Source organism: Frankia casuarinae, assembly GCF_000013345.1.
Classification (GTDB): Bacteria; Actinomycetota; Actinomycetes; order Frankiales; family Frankiaceae; genus Frankia; species Frankia casuarinae.
On sequence record NC_007777.1, the window covers coordinates 5,261,412 to 5,281,316 of the forward strand.

The window sequence follows — 19,905 nt, forward strand, 5'->3', positions numbered from 1 at the left end:
CGACACGGTAACCAGAGGGGCCGAAGCCCGACCGAAACCACCGCGGGTCCCGCGGGCAAGCGGGCACACCGGTACCGGTACAGGTACCGGCCCACCGGCCCACCGGCCCGCCCGGCTCATGGCGGATCGGCGAGATCCTCCGCGGCGGCCGACCAGTCCGCCGCCACCGGCGGTCCGCCGAACGCGTCGTCGATGTCAGCGACGCCGGTCACCCGGTGCAGGACGAAACGACGCGGGCCGGCGCTGAGTTCGTCCCACGCGGTGAGCCAGCCGCCCTCGACGACGGTGGGCCGCACGATCCGGTCGCTCGGCGCACCCTGCTGGTCAACGTAGCCCAGCAGCACCCGGCGCCGGTCCCGGACGGCTCCCTGCAGCAGCACCAGGATCAACGGCGCGGACCGGGTGAGCCCGACCTCGATGCCGGGAACCTCGCCGGCCGCCCGGACCGCCCGCGCGCTGTCGTCGCCCCGGCGGACCAGCCGGACCACGTCGCGCAGCTGGTTGATCCGGGTGTCGGCCACGTCGACCGACGCCGCGCGGGGACGCGCCGGCGTCCGATGGGCGGCGGGCCGGCGCAGCACCACCCGCCCGTCCGGGGCCTCCGCGACCGGGGCGAACCCGGCGTTGCGCAGGCCGGCGAGCATCTCCGCGGTCGGCAGTGGGGAGATGACGATCGTCGGCGCGATCCGGCGCAGCCCCAACGCCTGGGTACGCCGGTTGGCGACCACCTCGGCGAGCAGCGCCGTGTCCTCGCAGCGCAGGTAGCTCGCGGCGGGACCGGCCCGCAACCGGCCGTGCCGCCGGGCGGTGTCGTCGATCAGATAGGTGAGGGCCTGCGGCACCCCGCCTCGACCGAGACGGACGAGCATCGCGTGGATGTCCTCCGCTACCAGGCCCGAGTCCAGGCCGCGACGCAGCGAGGCCTCGGAGAACCGATAGACGGTGGCCGCGCCCGCGGACTCGACATCCGCCATCCGCGCCAGCTCCGCAGCCACCCGGGGTACCAGCGGGCCCGGGGCAACCGCGGTGAGATCCCCCTGCAGCAGCAGCTCCTCGACCGGCTCGGGCAGCAGCGGCGCAAGCGCGTCGGCGAGCCTGACGCACAGCCCTGGATCACCAGCCGCCGATCGGCTCGGCACGCCCACGTTCCGCGTCGGATCGGCGTTCTCCGCGTCGAGCTGGGCGGCGAGTAACCGACCGACCGTGCTCGGCGCGCCCCGGCCGGTCAGCCCGAGCAGCTCGGCCTCGACGATCGTTCCGTCGATCATCCCGGCGAGCAGCATTCCGCCGCGCCGGGGCGCTCGCCAGGTCAGCAGGGCACGCAACGACTCCGCGGTCGGCACCACCCCTGCGGGCGCCGCGGCCAGCGCCCGCAGGACCTGGGCACGCAGGTCCTGCACGGCCGGCCGCCGCACGTCCAGCGACAGGGGAGCGATCTGCCGGCCCCGTTCGTCCCGCTCGCCGACCAGCCAGGCGGCGGTCGGCGAGCGCAGCCAGCCCTCGACCAGTACGGCCCACCGGGCCGCCACCAGGTCGGTGCCCCAGCGGTCGTAGGCCGTGGTCGGCACGTACTGGACGTCAACCCCCGCGGTCGCGTCAACCAGGCCGGCCGCCGCGGCCAGCTCCACCACGAAGGCCGCGGTCCGCTCGTCAACGTCGAGCAGTTTCGCGGCGGCCCGCAGGTCCCGCACGCTCAACCCGCCGGTGCGCAGCGGAGTGACCGGGCTCGCGCCCCAAGCGTCCAGCAGGGTGGTGACCCACCGGACGAGGGTGTCCGCCGCCAGGGCCGCCACGGCGTCAACCGCCGCCACCCCGACGACCTCTCCCTCGACGGCGGGCGGATGCGGGTGCAGGACCCCGGCCGGATGCTCGCCGCGCACGACCAGCCCAACCTCGCGCGGCAGCTCGACGGTCTCCTCGTCCAATCCGACGAGCAGGCCGCGGGCGAGTAGTTCCTCCACCGGGGTTCGGGCCGCGGACACCCCCAGCAACCGGCCCGCCTCCGTGGTGGCGCCGAGCGCCGGACCCGCGGCCAGCCGGTCCAGCAGCTGCCGCGCCCGGGAGGAGCAGGTCTCGATCCACTCCCGCACCCGATCCGCGTCCGCGAAGGCGTCGCTCAACGCGTCGATCATCGCTTCCCGGACGGCGACCCCGGTCGTCGTCTCGTCGACCGCGCCCCGGGGCACCGGCAGGCCGGCCGCGGTCAGGAGCCGGGCGAGCTGGGACTGCCGGTACGTCGTCAGGCAGGCTCGCACGGGACGGCCGAGCCCCAGCGGGCGCACGCCGAGGAGGTCGACGACCATCCCGGTGACCCGCAGCTCGGCATCGTCGCCCCAGATGAGCCCGAGGTCACGAAGCCGGCCCACCGGCTCGGACACCTCCGAATGCCCGCAGAACCTTGTCAGCTCCGCCAGGGACACCGGCCGGGGAAGGATCGTCAACGCCTCCAGGAGCTCGCAGGCGCCCGTGTCGAGACGTTCCAACGCGCGGGCCACGCTGACCCGGATCTCCAGGCGGGCCGCAAGCACCTCGAAGTCCGGTGGGGGCGGCGTCGCCAGGTCCGGCCGTAGGAGGAAGAGCCGGGTCAACGCCTGATCCGGAAGCGCACGCAACCAGTCCACAAGGGTCACGGGCGCTGTCCTGAGGCCTCGGCGGCCGGCATCGACACCCTCACGACGGTAGCTGGCGCGACGCCAGGCCGACAGGGCGCCGTCGCTCAGCCGGGCCGTGCCGCGTCACCTGGGCGGATGCCGGATTCGCAACCGCGGCGGACACCGGCACCGCGGCGACGGGTGATGGCCCCGCGCGGCAGGTCGTCGTGCCGTCCAGCCGCTCCACCGCCGATCCCGACCCGGGCCGTCCCCACCTGATCGAGCACCCATCCGCAGCTGGTGTCCCACCGCAGTACCGCGATCGCCGGATCGGTACCGCCCAGCGGAGACAACACCGCAAACGCCCAGTCGGGTGCGCCGGTCGAGGTGCGGATGCCGGTGATGCGCAGACCATCCGGCGACACCCTGGACACCAGCGGGCTGTCGAAGACCGCCGCCGTGATCGCGGCGGCCTCGGCCTCGGTGGGCAGCCGGCCGGGTCCGTCGGAGGCGTCCGGGAGCTGCCCGGCCCGGCCGTTGCCGGCATGGCCCTGCCCGGCCCGGTCCTGGCCCACCCGCCCCTGGCCGCCACTGTTCACGGTCAGGGGTGCCGCAGGAGAAGGTGCGGGTCTTGGACGCACGTGGCCTCCCTGGATGCTTTGGCAGGCCAGGACGCGCGCTCGGCCGAACATCGGCGACCAGGATGCCCGAGACGGGCCTCTTCGCGGCGAGGTCGACGGAATGCGACAGACCTACCGATACCGATTTCACACGCCCGGGGCCATCGGATGCAAGAGGATTCGGCAAACTGGGCGCAACCAATTTCGCCGGGACCGCTTCTCCTGCTCCGCCGGCCCGGATGGTCCGCGTGGCCGAGGATCCACAGGTTACCTGGACATTGCTTCGATCATACTCAATGGAGACCATAAAGCGACAAGTACGGCAACGGTGACAACAATCGCTCTCTGGTCGACAAACCTCTGCGTTGTATGCCATCTTTGCGAACTTTTTACGGGCCTGAGCCGCGAAGCCCAATCTCCGCCGACGGCGCCGGTCCAAGCCCTAACGACGCCGGTCGAACTGATCCACGAGGAAGGACAGATGGTTCACCCGTCCCCAGTCCGCGACCCGGGACATCGTCCCGGCGTCACCGGGCAGGGCCAGTGTCCGGCCGAGCGAGACGCCGACGACGAGGACCGCCGCGAGCACCGCCGCCTGAATCGCGCTGAGTACCGGGTTACGCGGCTGGCGGCCCCCTCCAGCCGGGACTCGGGTACCGGCTCGGGTACGGGCTCGGCTACCGGCCACGCGGCCGTGCGGGCGGGCCGGCTCCGAGACGGCGGCAGCGTCGCCGGCATCCGGCCCGTCGACTTCAGGACTCCCCCGCCGACCCTGTCCCGGCGGGTCCGCTCGTGGCCGGCCGGAGGCAGCGCCCGGTGACATCCGATCCGGGGCGCGCCGGGGTTCCCCGGCGGTCCGTGGGCCGTCGTCCCTGATCGCGTGCTGGTACCCGGTGAAGCTGACCTCGTCCAGTAGCCCGGAACCCGGCCGAAGTCCGGAACCCGGCCGACCGCCGCCCCGGGAGAAGCCGTCCGGGTCCGGAGGAGATCCCCGGTCCAGCCCGGACGGCGCGCGCGGGTCCGGGGGAGACGAGGAATACGCGGGTCGGTGCCGGGGGGCATCGACCCCACCCGGCGGGGAGACACCCGCGCCGCGTGGGTCGGGCCAACCGCCGCGATGGTCGGATCGCTGCGCCGGCTCGGATCGCTGCGCCGGCTCGGGCCGCTCCCCGGGCGGGACCGGCCCGCCCGGGGGCCGCCAAGCCGAGGCCGGCCGATCAACCTGCGCTGGCGTCACTGTATGAGATTGTACGATATCGTACGGTGTTGGATTGTCACCGTACGCCGGTCCGTCGAACGTCGGCGCGGCGGCTCGCGGCGAGTGGCGGGGCTCGGGCCTCCTGGCGGATCTCGTCGCCAGCGTGCTGAACGCGACGATCCGGCCCTCGGACGGCTGGCGGCGCCGGGGCGCGGCGGTTCCCTCAGCTGCCGGACCCGACCGGGGAGCGGCCCGAGCCGCGTTGGCAGGGAGATCACGCACGGGGTCCGAGAAGTTCCGCGCCGGGTCGCGAACCGGACCGGCGGGTGGGCCGGGATCGGCGCCATCGCCCACCCGACCATGGTCCACCCGACCATGGTTCAGTCGCGGCTGCGCGCGCGTGCCACCGTGCGAGTTCCTGCCCTCAGCGACCATCACCCGCCCCTTCCCGCCCCCGGCGCCTGGGCGCCACGTCACCGCACCATCCACCGACGACGCGAACAACGCCGACAATCACCACCCTACGGAGGTGGCCCAGGACAACCCCGACACCGACCACGGTCATATATCGCAATCTACCCCAGAGTAGTCCTACCAATACGAATCGGAACAGGCGGCCCATCGGTGATCACACCACTTTTCGGTGTTCCATCAGGACATTCCTCCCGGAGCCGGGCCGGGCCGGGCCGGGCTAACGCTTCTTGACCCGGCACACCCGTTCGAGGATGAGGCCCCCGGTTAACAGCACCATCGCCGCAGCCAACCCGAGACCCGCGGTGAGCGCGTCGCCGCCCGCGGTCGGGAACTCCCCCGTGCGGGGCATGGTGTAGCCGAACACACCCGCCCAGATGCCGGCGAGCGCCGCTCCGACGACGGAGCTCGCCTTGGCCAACGCGGCGAGCCGGGCGACCGTGAGCGGGAGGATCGGCCGCGTTCCCGGCCGCCCCTCCAGCCGGCGACGGGTCAGGGATGCGACCTGGAGCTCGATGGCACCGATCATGAGAACCGACACCGACGCCGTTCGCGGCAGCGTGGGAATCGATCGGTACGCCCACCACAGCAGCAGGTACCCGAGTACCCCGAACGCCACCGCGACCGCGATGAGATCACGTGCCCGGGTCGGTCTCACCTGGCCGCCTCTTCGGCGTCACTGCCGCCGACGGCGGGATCGGTGACGGCATCGGCCCCCGGATCCGCCTCGACCACGGGATCCGACAGCGACCACGGGATCCGGCGCAGACCGGCCGGGTGCTTCCCCGCGGCCATCCGGGCGACCAGATCGGCGACCCGCCCGTGCCCGGGCAGCGTCGCCTCGGGATCAACGTCCAGCCAGGGCACGCAGACGAAGGCCCGCAGATGTGCTCGGGGATGCGGCACGAGGATCTCGGGGTCGTCACTGCGCAGGTCACCGATCGCGATGACATCGACGTCGAGCGTTCGCGGGCCCCACCGGACGGCCCGGACCCGCGCGGCCCGTTCCTCCACCTCGCGGACGACCTCGAGCAGATCACGCGGGGGTGCCGGGCGCACCAGGACGACGGCGTTCAGGTAGTCGTCCTGCTCGGGTCCACCGACGGGTGCCGTCTCGTACACCGGTGAGCCGGCGAGCACCCCCAGCGCGCGGTCGAGCCGATGGACGGCGGCGGACAGCCGGCCCAGACGATCGCCGAGGTTGGACCCGAGCGACAGCACCGCATGCTCCGGCCGGGTCATCATCCGGTCACCCGCCATCGGTGACGACCCCCGCGGCCGCGGCCGGCGCGGTCACCGACTCGACGCCGTCGACCCGGTTGCGGACGATCGTCACCGCGACATCGGCGAACGGAACCGCGATCGGGGCCGCGGGCTTGTGGACAGTCACCTCGGCCCGCATCACCCGACCGTCCCGCAGACAGGCGCGGACGAGTCGATCGGCGAGGGTCTCAATCAGATTCACGGGTTCTCCGGTGACGATCCCGGCAAGGGTCTCGGCAAGCTCGCCGTAGTGCACGGTGCGGGTCACGTCGTCGTGGAACGCCGCCGAAGAGAGGTCGAGCCACAGCGTGGCATCGACGACGAACTCCTGGCCAAGATCCCGTTCCGCCGCCAGAACCCCGTGGTAGCCGCGAGCCCGCAGCCCCGACAGGGTGATCCGGTCGAGCGACGTGGCCCTCGATTGGGAGGCGACCTCCGCTGCGGAGCCCGTCACCGCGGAGCCCGTCACCGCGGAGCCCACGGAACCTCCCGATCTTCCACGCGGCCGGGATCCACGGCCCGGCCGGGATCGGCCTCGGGTCCGTCCCCGCGCCGGTCACTATCGTCCCGCCAGGCGCGCACGACCCGCACGGCGTCGGCGGCCGGCCGGACGGCGTGCACCCGCACGCCCCACACCCCGGCCGCGGCCAGCAACGCGGTGGTCGCCTGGGTGGCGTCGTCCCGGTCGGCGACCGGCCGGGCCGGGCCGTTCGCGTCCGCCAGTACCGAGCCGAGAAACGACTTGCGGGACGTGCCGACGAGCAGCGGCCGGCCGAGCGCGACGAAGGCGTCGATGTGGCGCAGAAGCGTCCAGTTGTGCCGGGCGGTCTTGGCGAAGCCGATGCCGGGGTCGAGGATGACCCGATCCTCGGCGATCCCGGCGGCCAGCACGGCCCCGAGCCGGTCCACGAGCTCCGCGACCACCTCCGCGACCACGTCGCGGTACACCGCCCGGGACGCCATGTCCGCACTGGTCCCCCGCCCATGCATCAGCACGTAGTGCACGCCACGGTCGGCGACGAGACCGAGCAGATCGGGATCGGCGCCGCCGGACACGTCGTTGACGAGCACCGCCCCGGCGTCGACCGCGGCGGCGGCCACAGCGGCACGGCTGGTGTCGACGCTGACCCGGACGCCCGCGGCGGCGAGCTCGGCCACCACCGGAAGCACGCGACGCATCTCCTCGGCGGCGATGACCCGAGACGCGCCCGGTCGGGTCGACTCACCACCGACGTCGACGAGATCCGCCCCGTCGTCGGCCATCCGCAGCCCGGCCCGGACCGCGTCCAGCGGATCGAGGTAGGTACCGCCGTCCGAGAACGAGTCCGGCGTGACGTTGACGACGCCCATCACCCTGGTCAGGCCGCCCGGCAGGAGGAGTTCCTCGACGGTCCCGCTCATGGGAGACCTCCACCGGACGTCGCGTCCAGCGGCGCACGGCGGTAGGTGTAGCGGTAGACCGGCCGGAAACCAAGATCGGCGTACAGGCCCCGCGCCGCGGCGCTGACCTCTTCGACCTGCAGATACGCATGAGTGGCGCCTCTGCCCGCCGCCCACTCGGCGAGTGCCGCGATAACCCGGCGGGCCGCGCCCCGGCCACGGGCCACGGGCAGGGTGGCCATGCTGTAGACACCCAGCCAACGGTCGTCCGCGATGCCGCGTCCGACCGCCGCCGGCATGCCGTCCACGGTCAGGGTGATGTAGATGGTGGGCAGCCGCAGCGCCGAGAGCACCGCGAGCGTGCCGGGCCGCTGCGCGTTGAACGTCGTCAGCACCTGGCCGGCGACATCCAGCCACTCATCCGCCGGCGTGGTGGTGACGGTCATCCCCACCGAGCCGGCAGCCGCCGGTGCCCGGTCGGCACCACTCACAAGGCCGGCGAGAGGCGCCGTGCAGACGTCGGTAGGACCGGTGTCGTCGTACCCGGCGGCGTCGAGGACCGCGCCGAGCCCGGTCGGCCGGGAGAAGGGTGTCAGCTGGAAGGTCGGCGGCAGACCGGCGGCGGTGTAGAAATCCCGCACCGTGGCAAGCGCCGCGGCGAGGTCGGGCACGTCGCCGCGGGCCCAGACCGAGTTGCCTCGCCGGGACGACCCGGCGGACTCGCGCAGCACCCACCCGGCCCGTTCGACCTGGCGCAACGGCGGCCAGGCCCGGTGCGCCAGGTCATCGAGCTCACGGGCCAGGGACGCGTCGGCGGACGGCAGGTTCGTCCGCGGCCCGACCAGCGGATCGGCGGGACACCGCGCCACACGGTCATCAGGCACGGCGCGCCGACCACGGCCGGCCTGGTCGACACCAGCTGCGCGACCTGCCGGCCGGAAAGCACGTCGGGGGGCCATCGACCACGATACCGAGGCTACCGATCCGAACGCGGGGATGGACGACCCGAACGCGGGGATGGACGACCCGAGCGCGGGGATGGACGCCGGCGCCGATCGGACCAACATCGGGTCCCCCAGCTTCACCTTTTCGGTAATCATGACAAGGTGTCATGATTACAAAGCTATTGCCGCCTCGTTCCCGTTCTGGAGCGAACCGGCGGCGGGCCGCATCCCGGCCTCCCTCGGCTCGTCGCCCGGGACCCTCCCGGGCCGGGGCGATGATCCACAAGCCTGCGCCGCGCGATCCTGTCGGTCCTGCCAGCGCCCCCCTTCCTCATCCCGCCACCGCCGACCGGCGAGCTCCACCGCCGCATCGCACCGCCGCCGGCTTGCCCGCCAAACATGATCGGCAGAGGAAACCTCCGGGTAACACCACGCAGAGCCACGATGACAGGAACTTTGCGCACCAATAATCATCACCCTCCGGCGCAGCCTCCCTCCTACTATTGACAAAGCGAGACACAGGCCAGATCCGGTCGGACCAACCAGAGCGACCGGAACGACCGGCCGGCGGCAGCGAGGCCGTCGTACGACCGCCGGGAGACTTCGGCCGTTGATCGCTGGATCCGGCCGGACCGCCGTCAGGGAGGATGGCGGTCGCGGCACCGATGCGGGCGCGTGGTCTCACTGTGCGCCCCCGGTCGGTCGCTTCTCGCGGTGGGCTCTACCCCCACTACCTTGTCGTCACGGTCACGACCGTGGTGCTGTCTGAAGGAAGGACGCGCGGCATGCCGCAGTCGAGCGGATCTTCACCGACGCGCGGGCCCGACCCCGGGGCCTGGGTCCCGGCGAGCCGGGCGGCCCCTCTCCCACCCTGGTGGGCGACCACCGAGTCGATCGTCATCCCGCCGGCGCGCATCCCTCCGGACGACCACCCCGAGGACTACGAGCCGGCGCCACCGCCCCAGCCTTCGATGACGAAAGCCGCAACGAGCCCCACCGATGTGTCGCCGGCACCCGCGGGCACGCCATCCTTCGGCACTGTGAGCGAAGCACCATTCGGCGCTGTGAGCGGAGCGATCCCGGCGCAGCCGACACCGTCGTCGGCCCCCCACACCACACGCCTCGGCGCCCCGGCCCCCGGTGCCTCGGACCGCAGGCAGTTCCATCGCTATGCGGGAGCGGCGGTCATGACCGCGATCCTCGCCGAGGGACAGATCATGGAGGTCTCGGACGTCCTCGCGGCCAGTCCGATCCAGCTCGCCCTGGAACGCGCCGACGATCTGCTCGACGACCTCCTCGACGCGCACGAGGCGACCCCACCCGCGCACATCCTGGCCCAGACCGAGCGGTTGCGCCGCGGCCTGGAGCGACTCAGCCGGCGGTCCATCCCCGCCGGCGACGCCCACCGGCGCGACGTGCTGCGGGGGCGGGTCGCCGTGCTGGGTGCGGATGCGGCCTTCAAACTCGGTGACATCGAGACCGCGCGGTCGCTGACGTCGCTCGGGTTCCAGGCGGGGCGCTCGGTGGGTGAGGGTGCGCTTCGCGGTTCGGCCCGGGAAGTCGCGGCCGTCAACGAGTTCTACGCCGGCCGGCCCGACGAGGCGCTCCGCCTTGCCCGGGACGGGCTGACCCACGTCAGTGGCGGTGCCGTGCGGGCCCGACTTGTCTGCCAGGAGGCGCGTGCCCTCGCCGCCCTCGGTGACGTGCGGGGCGCGGCCCAGGCCCTGGACCGGGCGTACGACCTGGCGGACGCCATCCCGGCGGACCAGTGGGGCCGTCCCGGTCCGAGTTTCGACCAGTTCAATCCGGTCGAGGTGCCCTACAACGCCACGACGGCCCTGTGTCTACTCGGCCGACCACAGGCCGCCCAGGAACACGCGGATCTCGCCCTGCCGAAGCTGGACGGGATGAACGCCCCGGGATTCCGGTCGGTGATCCGCCTCGATCTCGCCCTGGCGCTGGCCCGGCAGGGTCGCCTGGAACTCGACCAGGTCTGCGCCCTGGCCACCGAGGCGATCCAGATCTCCTGGGGGCGAACCGTGGCCTCCGTCTCGGGACGCGCGGATCAGCTGCTCGCGGCCACCCGGCCGCACAGCGAGGTGCGCCAGGTGCGGGACCTCGCGGTACTCATCCGGGAGTGGCAACGCTCCGCGGCGCGGCAGCGGCCCGGCGGGCGCGCGGTTCCCGTGCCGAGCTCGCCGGTCTGACGCCGGCCACCGTACGAGGACCGTGCGAGGGCGCAGTGGCCGACGGCGGGCACCCTCCGGCGGGCTCGCCGGACCACGCGCGGTTCACCGCGGAGCGGACCCGCCGCGCCCTCGGTGCGATCTGCGCCGAGGCCGGCCTGGACGACTCGGATGCCATGCTGATCAAGAGAACCGTGAACGCGGTGTACCGGCTGCCACGGGCCGGCGCGGTTGTCCGGATCATCGGATCGGCCGCGATGGCGCATCGGGTGAACAAGGTGGTCCGGGTGGCCCGCTGGCTGGCGGAGAACCACGTCCCGGCCGTCCGGCTGCTCCCCGGCGTGCCGGCCCCGGTCACGGCGGCCGGCTTCCTCGCGACGGTCTGGGCCGACGCGACGCCACCCGGCACCCCGCCCGGCGGTCCGGCACCGGACACCGCGGAGCTGGCCGGCGCGCTGCGCGGTCTGCACACCCTGGCGCCGCCGGAACCGCCGCTGCCATGCTGGGATCCCCTCGACGACGTCCGCCGGCGATTATCCGACGCCGAGGCGCTCCCCGGGCCCGACCGCCGTTTCCTGGAGAAGATGACCGGCCGGATCGCGGCGGCTCTGCCCACCATCCGCTACGCGCTGCCGCGGGTCGTCATACATGGGGACGCGCATCTGGCGAACCTCGTGCGGGCCGCGGACGGCCGCGCGCTGCTCTGCGACTTCGACGCCACCTGCCTGGGGCCGGCGGAATGGGACCTGATTCCTGTGGCGGTCGGCCGGCTACGCTTCGGTCATGATCCTCAGGCCCACCTCGATCTGGCCCGGGGCTACGACTTCGACGTCACCACCTGGGACGGGTTCGCCGTCCTGCGGGCGGTCCGGGAACTGAAGCTGGTGACGAGCGTGGTGCCGATCCTGGGGAGCAGCGCGACGGTGGCCGCCCAGTTCCGGGTCAGGATGGACAGCCTGCGCTCCGGCGACACCGGCGTCCGCTGGTCCCCCTACCGTTGACGCCTCCCTCATCACCCTCGCTGTCAGGGCCCCCGGGGAGGAGACGCCCCCGGGGCCGGCACCACACGAGGCACACCGTTTCCACCGGCCGGGCCGTGCGGTCCACGGAACCACATGTCATTCTGGTCAGACCTGTCGGGCCGGTCCGGCGGGTCACGTCTACGTGCCGGACGCTCGGCTCCGAACGCGGGCTACCGGGGACCGCTGTCCTGGGCGTGGTCGTCAGATCACCCCGGCCTCATGGCTTGGGTCGCCCAAACGGAGGGGAGGCCCTTGAACACGACGGAGGGAATGCCCGCCCCGGGGATCAACCAGGTGGTGTGCTGCCCGGAGAACAATCATGAACGATGATCCCCGGGAGATCGGCGCCATCCGGGTCGGCGATGCCGGAGATCGGGACCCCGCGAATCCCGGGCCGCGGGAGCGTGGCGGGCGCGTCGGGTCCCCGCCGCCGACCACCGAGCAGCCGTCCCGTTCGGCGAGCCGACTGCCGGCAGTGACGGACACCGACCGGTCGTCCCCCGACCGGTCGTCCCCCGACCGAGCCGACCCGGATCACTGGCAGACCGGTCCGGCGCAGCCGCGCTCCGCCGGTGCCGCCGGTTGGACGGTCGACGGCCCCTACCGCCCCGAGCCGGCGGCATCCGTCTTCCGGCCGAGCACCGCCGCCCCGGCGGCGTCCCCTGCCGTCTCCGACACCTGGCCGTCGATGCGCCGCGTTGATCCGATGTCGGCCACGGGCTCCGAGGCAGCGGGTTCCTACCCGGCTGGCCCGGCTGGCTGGACCGATCGGGGCACGCCCGGGTCCGCGGCCATGAACCGTCGAGGCACGGAGAGTGCCAACGGCAACGGCAGGATGCTGCCGATCGAGACCCGCACCTTCGATCCGCTGCTCGACCAGTTCCCACCGAATCCGGGCGGAGCGTTCGGTCAGGCGTACCCGCCGCCCCCGCCGGGGGAGACCCGGGCCTGGCGGGGCGATCCGCTGAACCCGCCACCGCTGAACCCGCCACCGTCCGACCCGTACGCCCAGTCCCCGCCACCGGGCCCGCCGCTGAACCCGCCACCGTCCGACCCGTACGCCCAGTCCCCGCCACCGGCCCCGCCGCTGAACCCGCCACCGTCCGACCCGTACGCCCAGTCCCCGCCACCGGCCCCGCGGGACGAGCGCCATGATCCGTGGCGGAGCACGCCGCCGGTGGCGGCGGCGAACTCGTCCGCGCTGGAGGAGACCGCCGCGATGAGACGAGCGGACTTCGACTCCGCCGCTCCCCGGCCGTACGGCGAGATGGATGGGCGATACGAGACCTATCGACCGTCAACCGAGTATCCCGCGCCGCCGCCGCCCGACCGGTCGAGAACCGGAAGTAAGGCGGCCGGCGGCCCGTACACCGGCCCGGCCCGCACGCCCACCGAAGCCGGCCGCATCCCCTCCTGGCTACGCGATCCCGAGCCGGCCGGGTCGCCCGGCGGACCGGCCGGGACCGGGCGGCACCGCGATCCGAACCGCGGCGATCAGGCCCACGACGGCCGGGCCCACGACGGCCGGGCCCACGACGGCCGGGCCCACGACGAATCGTTCCGGACGGAGCACGACCCATCGGCCGCGGCCGGCCGGCGTCGGGCCGGTGGCCCGGTGGGACCGGGTTCCCGGGAGACGGGTTCCCGGGAGACGGGAAACGGCCGGGCGGGGCTCGCCACCAGCGCACTGCTGCCCGCTCCCCCGGAGACGGCGTCCCGCGGCTGGCGCAGGCTCGTTTACCAGGTCTCGGCGGGCGCGGTGAACCCCGGTCCGTCCCCCGACGAGGTTCGCGACCGCCGGCTCCTCGCGCGCATCCGGAACCCGCTGCACGACTGTCACCGCATCGCGGTGATGTCCCTCAAGGGCGGCGTCGGCAAGACCACGACGACGGTGGCGGTCGGTTCCACGCTGGCCAGCCTGCGCGATGACCGGGTGGTGGCGATCGACGCGAATCCGGACCGTGGCACCTTGGGTTCCAGGGTGCCACGCACCTCCGCCCACACGGTGCGCGAACTGCTGGAGGACGCTCCGCGTCTGCACCGGTACGTGGACGTCCGCAGGTACCTGTCACAGGCCGACTCGAGGCTGGAGGTGCTGGCGTCGGCCAACGATCCGGAGCTGTCGGACACCTTCGGGGACGCCGACTACCGGGCAGCCGACGATCTGCTGCAACGGCACTACTCGATCCTGTTGACCGATTGTGGGACGGGCATCCTGCACAGTGCGATGCATGGGGTGCTGGAGCTAGCCGACACGCTGGTGATCGTGAGCAGCGCCAGCGCCGACGGCGGGTCCAGCGCGAGCGCCACCCTCGACTGGTTGGACGCGCACGGCTACTCCGACCATGTCCGCGAGGCGGTCGCCGTGATCTCGATGTTCCCCGTCCAGGGCGAGCGGGTCGACGTCGACACGCTGGAACGGCATTTTGAAGCCCGGACGCGACGGGTGGTCCGGGTCCCGTTCGACCCGCATCTGGCCGACGGGGGACGGATCGTGCTGTCGAACCTGAAACGGGAGACGCGGGCGGCCTATCGGGAGATCGCCGGCGCGGTAGCCGAACGCTTCGGCGAGGAACGCCGCGGCTACCCGGGCGGCTGACGCCGCTGACACCGCCGGCTGCCTCAGCAGCTCAGTGCCTCAGTGGCTCAGTGCCTCAGTGCCTCAGTGCCTCAGTGGCTCAGTGCCGCCACCGCCGCCCGCACGCCGGGACGACGCAGTTGCCGGGCGATGGTGGTCCGTCCCTCGATGAGCCGGGTGAACAGCCCGAAGGTGCCCGGAGCCGCCATGACCGTGTGCATCGCGCCCGGCCGGCGGGTGAACGCGGCCAGGACCTCTCGTCCCGCCGCCATCTCGGGGCCCAGGATCGCCTCGACGCGCGCGGGATAGGCCGCCAAGGCGTCGAGCGCCGTGGCGCCCGGGCCAGTGGGCCTTGTATCCGTTACCCCCCCGGCCCGGGTCACGCCCGCCCTCGCGCGACCGACGCCCACACTCGCCGCGGCGGCCGCCTCCCCGGCGAGCCGACCCGACCGTAATGCGAACGAGATGCCTTCGCGTGTCCACGGATCCAGGAGCCCGGCCGCGTCCCCCGCGACCAACACCCGGCCCCGCCGCAGCGGGGAGGCGACGGCCCGCACCCGGGTGAGATGTCCGGAGTCATGCTGGCGCGGCAGGTCGGTGAGCCCGAGACGGTCGACGAACCGGGTGTAATAGGCGCGCAGCGCGGCGCCCTCGGCACGATCACCGATCACGCCGACCGTGAGCACCCGTCCCTTGGGGAACACCCACCCGTAGGAACCCGGCACCGGCCCCCAGTCGATGAGCATGCGTCCGGCCCATCGCGCGGCACGCGCCGGGTCGGCGACAAACTCGCCCTCCAGGCCGACGTCGACCTGGTCACAGCGGACACCGACATAGGTGCCGCAACGACCCGAGGTGCCGTCCGCACCCACCACCACCCGAGCGCGCAGGTCCGCCCCCGCACGCAGACGCACGGTCACCCAACCGTCGTCCTGATCCCCGGCGTCCTCGGCGATCCCGGTCCCGCCCGGCCCGCTCTCGGTCAGCCCCACCACGTGCGCACCGGTCCGCACGGTCGCGCCGGCCGCGGCCGCCGCGGCCAGGAGAGCGGCGTCCAGATCGGATCGCATCACCATCGACATCCAGGGACGGCCGCCGGACCGGCCGCGGGTGACCTCGAAGCGGCCGTCCCAGGTCATCGTCAGGGAGCTGACGCTGGCTCGAACCAGACCGGCCAGTTCGATGCCGAGATGATCCGCCGAAAGGCCGACCAGGCCGCCACCGCAGGTCTTGTAACGAGGTACCGCCGAGCGTTCGAGCACGCACACCCGGGCCCCGGCGTTCGCCGCCGCCCGCGCCGCGCTGCCACCGGCCGGACCCGCCCCGACGACAATGACGTCAAAGGTGTTCTCCGGGTCGTCAACCCTGCTCACAGCGCTCCATCCTCCCGACACCGCACCCCGCCCAGGCAGCGCACCCCGCCCAGGCAGCGCACCCCGCCCAGGCAGCGCGGTCTGCGCCGATGCCGTCAGCGCAGGGTGAGGCTGCGTCCAACAAGACCCGCCCGCACCCGGCGTTCGTGCGCGGTCAGTGCCGTGGTGTCGGCCAGTGCCCTCTGGTAGGCCACCCGCAGCGCGGCGGCCGGCTCCTCACAGCTACCCGCCTCGCTTCCGGGCGCGAGATCCCAGACGGGCACGACGAGCCCGGCGGCGCGGAAGAACCCGATGAACCTGGAGCCCTCCCCCACCGTGAGACGTTCGGCCGCGGCCAGGCGAGCCAGCGCATCCAGCAACGCCTCCTCGGTGGGGGCGACGTCGGCGCCCGCGCCGATGGGAGCGACCGCCTCGGCCTCGGAGTCGGTGCCCGCCGCAGCACCCGCCGCACCCGGCCAGGCCAGCGGAAGCGCCCACCGCAGGTGCCAGCGGTCACCGGGATGGCACCAGTAGGCGGCCGGCACCGAGGTGAGCCGTACGGTGGGCACCACGGTGGCGTTGGCGCGCTCCAGCATCACCGCCACCTCCGGGTTCGGACCGCTCTCCTCGTCGGACGGTGGCAGCCACCATCCGAATCCGGAATGAACGGTGATGTCCAGGGGCGCCGGGTCCAGCAGGTCGGTGAGCCGGGGCAACCCGGCGAGTCCCGCGGGCAGTTGTTCCACGAGGCGCGGCGCGGAGGCGGGCGGGATGTCGATCGCACTCCCCGGCTCGGCGGCGAGTGCGGCGAGCAGGGCACCGGCGACGTCCCGCGATACGTCCAGACCCGGAAGGGCGATCTGCAGGGCGACCAGGATTTCGCCGTCCTCGCGTACCAGGGCGGGGGCGGCCTGCGGCAGCATCGTGCAGAGCGTGATGCGCCGGTCGGCGTGCTCGGGATGGTCGGCGAGGTAGGCCGCCGCCAGGGCCAGCGGCGCGGTGGCGCTGGGCACCAGCTCCCGCAGGGCGACCAGGTCCGGCTCGTCGCGGCGGCCCGCGAACGGGCGCAGCACGGGAGCCGGCCGGTTCCGCTCGCCGTGGCACGCCTTGTAACGACGGCCCGACCCGCAGGGACAGGGTTCCCGCGGTCCGACGGCGGGGATGGCACCATCGGATCCGTGGACGGACGGGCGGCGACGGCTCCGTGCGGCTCCCCCGCCAGAGCCGGGCGTGGCGACTCGTGCCGGGCGGGTGCCGGGACGCTGGGGTGCGGGTCGGCGAGCGATCACGACCTCCTGAGGTAGAGACCGTCACGCGCGGTCATGGACTTCCTGCGGGTAAGGCTAAGCCATGCTCGGCGGATGACGAGGGTACCGGGTGGCGGCCGTGGCCGTGGCAAACACCACCGATCCCGTCGCGGGAGCGGGCTGACGGAGGGCCGACAGCCGACAGATCCGGTCAACGACAGACCCGGTCGACGACAGACCCGGTCAACGACAGATGCATCCCCGGTATCTCGGGCGCCCGTTCAGGGATAACCCTCTTCCGCGGCAGGGACTATCCCGTCGCTGCGAAAGCATCACCACGGATACCGCACGCGGACCCCTCCTCAATGGGCACGATGAACACAGCCGTTCGGCGGACGGGCACTGGCGGGACTGATGGCGAGCATCATCAACGCTCGTCCGCAAGCCACCGTCACCGTGGCGACACATCCAGGAGGGCGACGCCGCGGGAACCGGTGAAAGGCCAATCGGCATGCGGCGCCCGCGGCATTCATCTCGATATAGGGGGATCGGTGGCGAAGGTCGTCGTCGCCGGCGGGGGCATTGCTGGGATCGCCTGCGCCAGCGCACTGCTAGCCGAGGGAATCACCGTGGATGTCCGTGACCGGGGCCGCGTGATCGGCGGACGGATGGCCTCACGGTGGATAGACGGGCGCATCGTGGACTCCGGCGCGTCGTACTTCACCGCCACCTCGCCGGAGTTCCGCGAAGTCGTGGACGATTGGTTCATCCGTGGCCTGGTACGCCCCTGGACGCACCGAATGTCGGTAATCAGTGGGCCGACCGCCACCCTGGCCGAGCCGCGTTCCGGCCCGCTGCGGTACGCCGCCCCGCGCGGGCTGCGTTCCCTGGTCGCCGACCTCGCCTCCCGAGCCGGGGTGCAGGTCACGCAGTCCACACCGATCCGCCGGGTCACCCCGGGTCCCCGCGTTGACGACGAGGCCGCCGACGCGGTGGTCCTCGCGATGCCCGACCCGCAGGCGCTGCGCCATCTCGACCCGGCCTGCACCGAGGAGCGGGCGCAGCTCGCCGGCCGACCCTGGTCGCCGGTGCTGGCGCTGCTCGCCGGCTGGCCCTACCGGTGCTGGGCACCGATCGACGGAGCCTTCGTCCACGACGACGATACGATTGCCTGGATCGCCGACGACGGTCGTCGCCGGGGTGACAATGCCGCCGTCCTGGTCGCCCACTCGACGCCGGATTTCGCGCGGCCGCGGCTGGCCGACCCCGCGGCGGCCGGGCCCGATCTCGTCGCGGCGCTACGGCGCCTGCTCACCATCACGATGCAACCCAGTTGGACGTATGTGCAAAAGTGGACCTTCGCTCGCCCGGACCGTCCGCACGAACAGCCGTACTACCTGTCCAGCAGTGGGATCGGGCTCGCCGGCGACGGCTGGGGAACACCGAAGATCGAGAGTGCCTGGCGCTCGGGCACCGAGCTGGGCCGGGCCCTTGCCGCCCGATTGAGATAACCGATTGCGACAACCTATCGCAATAACCGATTACGATGACCGATGACATGTGACCGGATCGAGCCTGTGTCGGCGTAGGTCGTTCGGTTGACGATGCGTGACGCGGGTACACCCTCCGACATGGAGATCAAAGTAAGCCTGTCGTTGCCCCACGATGAGATCTCCATACCCGTGATTCGACGTATCTGTACGCAGTCCCTGAAAGTCCTGGGCGTCAATAAAGAATGCATTGACGATGTTGAAATCGCCTTGACCGAAGCGTGCGACAACGTTCTTCTACATGCTCATGCCGGCGACGAGTACGAGGTTTTTGTGGGAGTGGACAACGAAGTCGCTGTCATCGAGGTGAGCGATCGCGGCGACGGTTTCGACAGCGCGGATGAGCTCGATCGGACAGCCCGCCAGAATGGCGATTCCCCCAGGCCGGATAATGTTCCCGAGCAAGGCCGCGGCATCTTTCTCATGCGCGCTCTGATGGACCGGGTGCAGTTCCACCAGGTGGACAGCCCCCATCGGGGCACCCGCGTGCATCTGGAAAAGACTCTCACCTGGGAGGAGAGCGCTCCCGGGGCGCGGCTGAGCCGGGCGCGGACGGGGCTCCGGCCCGCTTCCCGCCCGGAGGTGGCCGAGGGCATCCATCCGGTCTGACGTCTCCCGCCGTCCACCGCCGCTCCCTTCGTCGATCGGCCGCCCCACGATTCGACCGGCTACGCTGACGGGAGTGGACTCCGAGGAATCTGGGCGGGTATCGCGATGGGTGTGGTAATGACTGAGGCGGACTCGCCGGCCCGGATCGGGATCGTCACCTTCCCCGGCTCCCTCGATGACCAGGACACGGCGCTCGCGGTGCGGGCCGCCGGTGCCGAACCGGTCTCCCTCTGGCATGGCGACAGCGATCTCGCCGGCGTTGACGCCGTCATCCTGCCCGGCGGATTCTCCTACGGTGACTACCTGCGTGCCGGTGCGATAGCCCGGTTCTCGCCCATGGTGGCGGCCCTCGTCCCGGCGGCCCGCGCGGGCCTGCCGATTCTCGGCATCTGCAACGGGTTTCAGGTGCTCTGCGAGGCCGGCCTGCTCCCCGGGGCACTGACCCGCAACGTGGGACTGCACTTCGTCTGCCGCGACCAGCGGTTGCGGGTCGAGGCGCCGGGCACTGCCTGGACCCGCGGCTACCAGGACGGCGAGGAGATCGTCATCCCGGTGAAGCACGGGGATGGCCGCTATGTTGCGGCCCCGGACGTGCTCGCCGAACTCGAGGCGGCCGGGCGGGTTGTGGTGCGCTACGTCGGCGGGAATCCCAACGGGTCGGCGGCCGACATCGCCGGGATCTGTAACGAGAGCCGGACGATCGTGGGCCTGATGCCGCATCCCGAGCATGCTGTCGACGACCTCACCGGCCCCGGGGTCGACGGGCTTCGCATGTTCACCTCGGTGCTGTCCGGCTTTTTGTCGGCTTTTTCCTCTTAAAGAAGGATTTTTGGTTACGAAGGGGTCTCCTGGCCCACCCGGGCGCCCGGACCAGGGGATATCGGCGAGGATGGG

At 72.5% G+C, this 19,905-nt stretch carries 16 protein-coding genes; 6 read left to right on the forward strand and 10 right to left on the reverse strand.

Annotation, left to right across the window (positions count from 1 at the left end; translation table 11 throughout):
- Nucleotides 1–116: 116 nt before the first annotated feature.
- From FRANCCI3_RS22270 to FRANCCI3_RS22300, 8 genes are all read right to left on the reverse strand, one after another.
- Entirely contained in the window at nucleotides 117–2,630 is a 2,514-nt protein-coding gene (locus FRANCCI3_RS22270; protein ID WP_011438755.1) for a helicase-associated domain-containing protein, read from the reverse strand.
- 86 nt (nucleotides 2,631–2,716) lie between these two features.
- Nucleotides 2,717–3,232 carry a hypothetical protein gene (locus FRANCCI3_RS22275; protein ID WP_011438756.1) on the reverse strand — a complete coding sequence of 172 codons (516 nt, stop codon included), beginning with the start codon at nucleotides 3,230–3,232 and terminating at the stop codon, nucleotides 2,717–2,719.
- Between the two features lie 421 nt (nucleotides 3,233–3,653).
- The gene (locus tag FRANCCI3_RS28475; protein ID WP_023840655.1) at nucleotides 3,654–3,800 is read right to left on the reverse strand and encodes a hypothetical protein; all 147 of its coding nucleotides are present in this window, start codon (nucleotides 3,798–3,800) and stop codon (nucleotides 3,654–3,656) included.
- A 1,300-nt stretch (nucleotides 3,801–5,100) separates the two neighbouring features.
- Nucleotides 5,101–5,538, reverse strand: coding sequence for a DUF3180 domain-containing protein (locus FRANCCI3_RS22280; RefSeq protein WP_011438758.1), 438 nt, complete (start codon nucleotides 5,536–5,538; stop codon nucleotides 5,101–5,103).
- Nucleotides 5,535–6,140, reverse strand: a complete 606-nt coding sequence (gene folK / locus FRANCCI3_RS22285; protein ID WP_011438759.1) for a 2-amino-4-hydroxy-6-hydroxymethyldihydropteridine diphosphokinase — start codon at nucleotides 6,138–6,140, stop codon at nucleotides 5,535–5,537. Before folK ends, FRANCCI3_RS22280 begins: the two co-directional genes overlap by 4 nt.
- Nucleotides 6,130–6,597 (reverse strand): dihydroneopterin aldolase, encoded by a 468-nt coding sequence (gene folB / locus FRANCCI3_RS22290; protein ID WP_011438760.1) that lies wholly within the window; start codon nucleotides 6,595–6,597, stop codon nucleotides 6,130–6,132. The genes folK and folB overlap by 11 nt, the downstream gene beginning before the upstream one ends.
- 11 nt (nucleotides 6,598–6,608) lie before the next feature.
- Nucleotides 6,609–7,544, reverse strand: a complete 936-nt coding sequence (folP, locus tag FRANCCI3_RS22295; protein WP_011438761.1) for a dihydropteroate synthase — start codon at nucleotides 7,542–7,544, stop codon at nucleotides 6,609–6,611.
- Nucleotides 7,541–8,407: a GNAT family N-acetyltransferase gene (locus FRANCCI3_RS22300; protein ID WP_035729351.1), complete on the reverse strand. Its 867-nt coding sequence runs from the start codon at nucleotides 8,405–8,407 to the stop codon at nucleotides 7,541–7,543. The genes folP and FRANCCI3_RS22300 overlap by 4 nt, the downstream gene beginning before the upstream one ends.
- Nucleotides 8,408–9,252: 845 nt before the next feature.
- On the opposite strand from FRANCCI3_RS22300, the gene FRANCCI3_RS22305 reads away from it, so the two are divergent.
- The 3 genes from FRANCCI3_RS22305 to FRANCCI3_RS25155 all read left to right on the forward strand — a co-directional run bounded on the left by FRANCCI3_RS22305 (nucleotide 9,253) and on the right by FRANCCI3_RS25155 (nucleotide 14,274).
- Complete coding sequence (locus FRANCCI3_RS22305; RefSeq protein WP_011438763.1) at nucleotides 9,253–10,674, forward strand: hypothetical protein; 1,422 nt, start codon at nucleotides 9,253–9,255, stop codon at nucleotides 10,672–10,674.
- A gap of 35 nt (nucleotides 10,675–10,709) precedes the next feature.
- Nucleotides 10,710–11,654, forward strand: coding sequence for an aminoglycoside phosphotransferase family protein (locus FRANCCI3_RS22310; protein WP_011438764.1), 945 nt, complete (start codon nucleotides 10,710–10,712; stop codon nucleotides 11,652–11,654).
- Between the two features lie 340 nt (nucleotides 11,655–11,994).
- The gene (locus FRANCCI3_RS25155) at nucleotides 11,995–14,274 is read left to right on the forward strand and encodes a MinD/ParA family ATP-binding protein (RefSeq protein WP_011438765.1); all 2,280 of its coding nucleotides are present in this window, start codon (nucleotides 11,995–11,997) and stop codon (nucleotides 14,272–14,274) included.
- 71 nt (nucleotides 14,275–14,345) lie between these two features.
- Here the strand turns inward: FRANCCI3_RS25155 and FRANCCI3_RS22320 are convergent, their stop codons facing one another.
- Both FRANCCI3_RS22320 and FRANCCI3_RS22325 read right to left on the reverse strand, forming a co-directional pair.
- Nucleotides 14,346–15,626, reverse strand: a complete 1,281-nt coding sequence (locus FRANCCI3_RS22320; protein WP_011438766.1) for a geranylgeranyl reductase family protein — start codon at nucleotides 15,624–15,626, stop codon at nucleotides 14,346–14,348.
- A 95-nt stretch (nucleotides 15,627–15,721) separates the two neighbouring features.
- Nucleotides 15,722–16,894 (reverse strand): DUF5926 family protein, encoded by a 1,173-nt coding sequence (locus tag FRANCCI3_RS22325; RefSeq protein ID WP_011438767.1) that lies wholly within the window; start codon nucleotides 16,892–16,894, stop codon nucleotides 15,722–15,724.
- Between the two features lie 509 nt (nucleotides 16,895–17,403).
- On the opposite strand from FRANCCI3_RS22325, the gene FRANCCI3_RS22330 reads away from it, so the two are divergent.
- The 3 genes from FRANCCI3_RS22330 (at nucleotide 17,404) to purQ (ending at nucleotide 19,830) form a co-directional block, all read left to right on the forward strand.
- Entirely contained in the window at nucleotides 17,404–18,363 is a 960-nt protein-coding gene (locus FRANCCI3_RS22330) for an NAD(P)/FAD-dependent oxidoreductase (protein ID WP_023840646.1), read from the forward strand.
- A 120-nt stretch (nucleotides 18,364–18,483) separates the two neighbouring features.
- Nucleotides 18,484–19,011 (forward strand): ATP-binding protein, encoded by a 528-nt coding sequence (locus FRANCCI3_RS22335; RefSeq protein ID WP_011438769.1) that lies wholly within the window; start codon nucleotides 18,484–18,486, stop codon nucleotides 19,009–19,011.
- A 105-nt stretch (nucleotides 19,012–19,116) separates the two neighbouring features.
- Nucleotides 19,117–19,830: a phosphoribosylformylglycinamidine synthase subunit PurQ gene (purQ, locus tag FRANCCI3_RS22340; RefSeq protein WP_011438770.1), complete on the forward strand. Its 714-nt coding sequence runs from the start codon at nucleotides 19,117–19,119 to the stop codon at nucleotides 19,828–19,830.
- The last annotated feature ends 75 nt before the right edge of the window (nucleotides 19,831–19,905 follow it).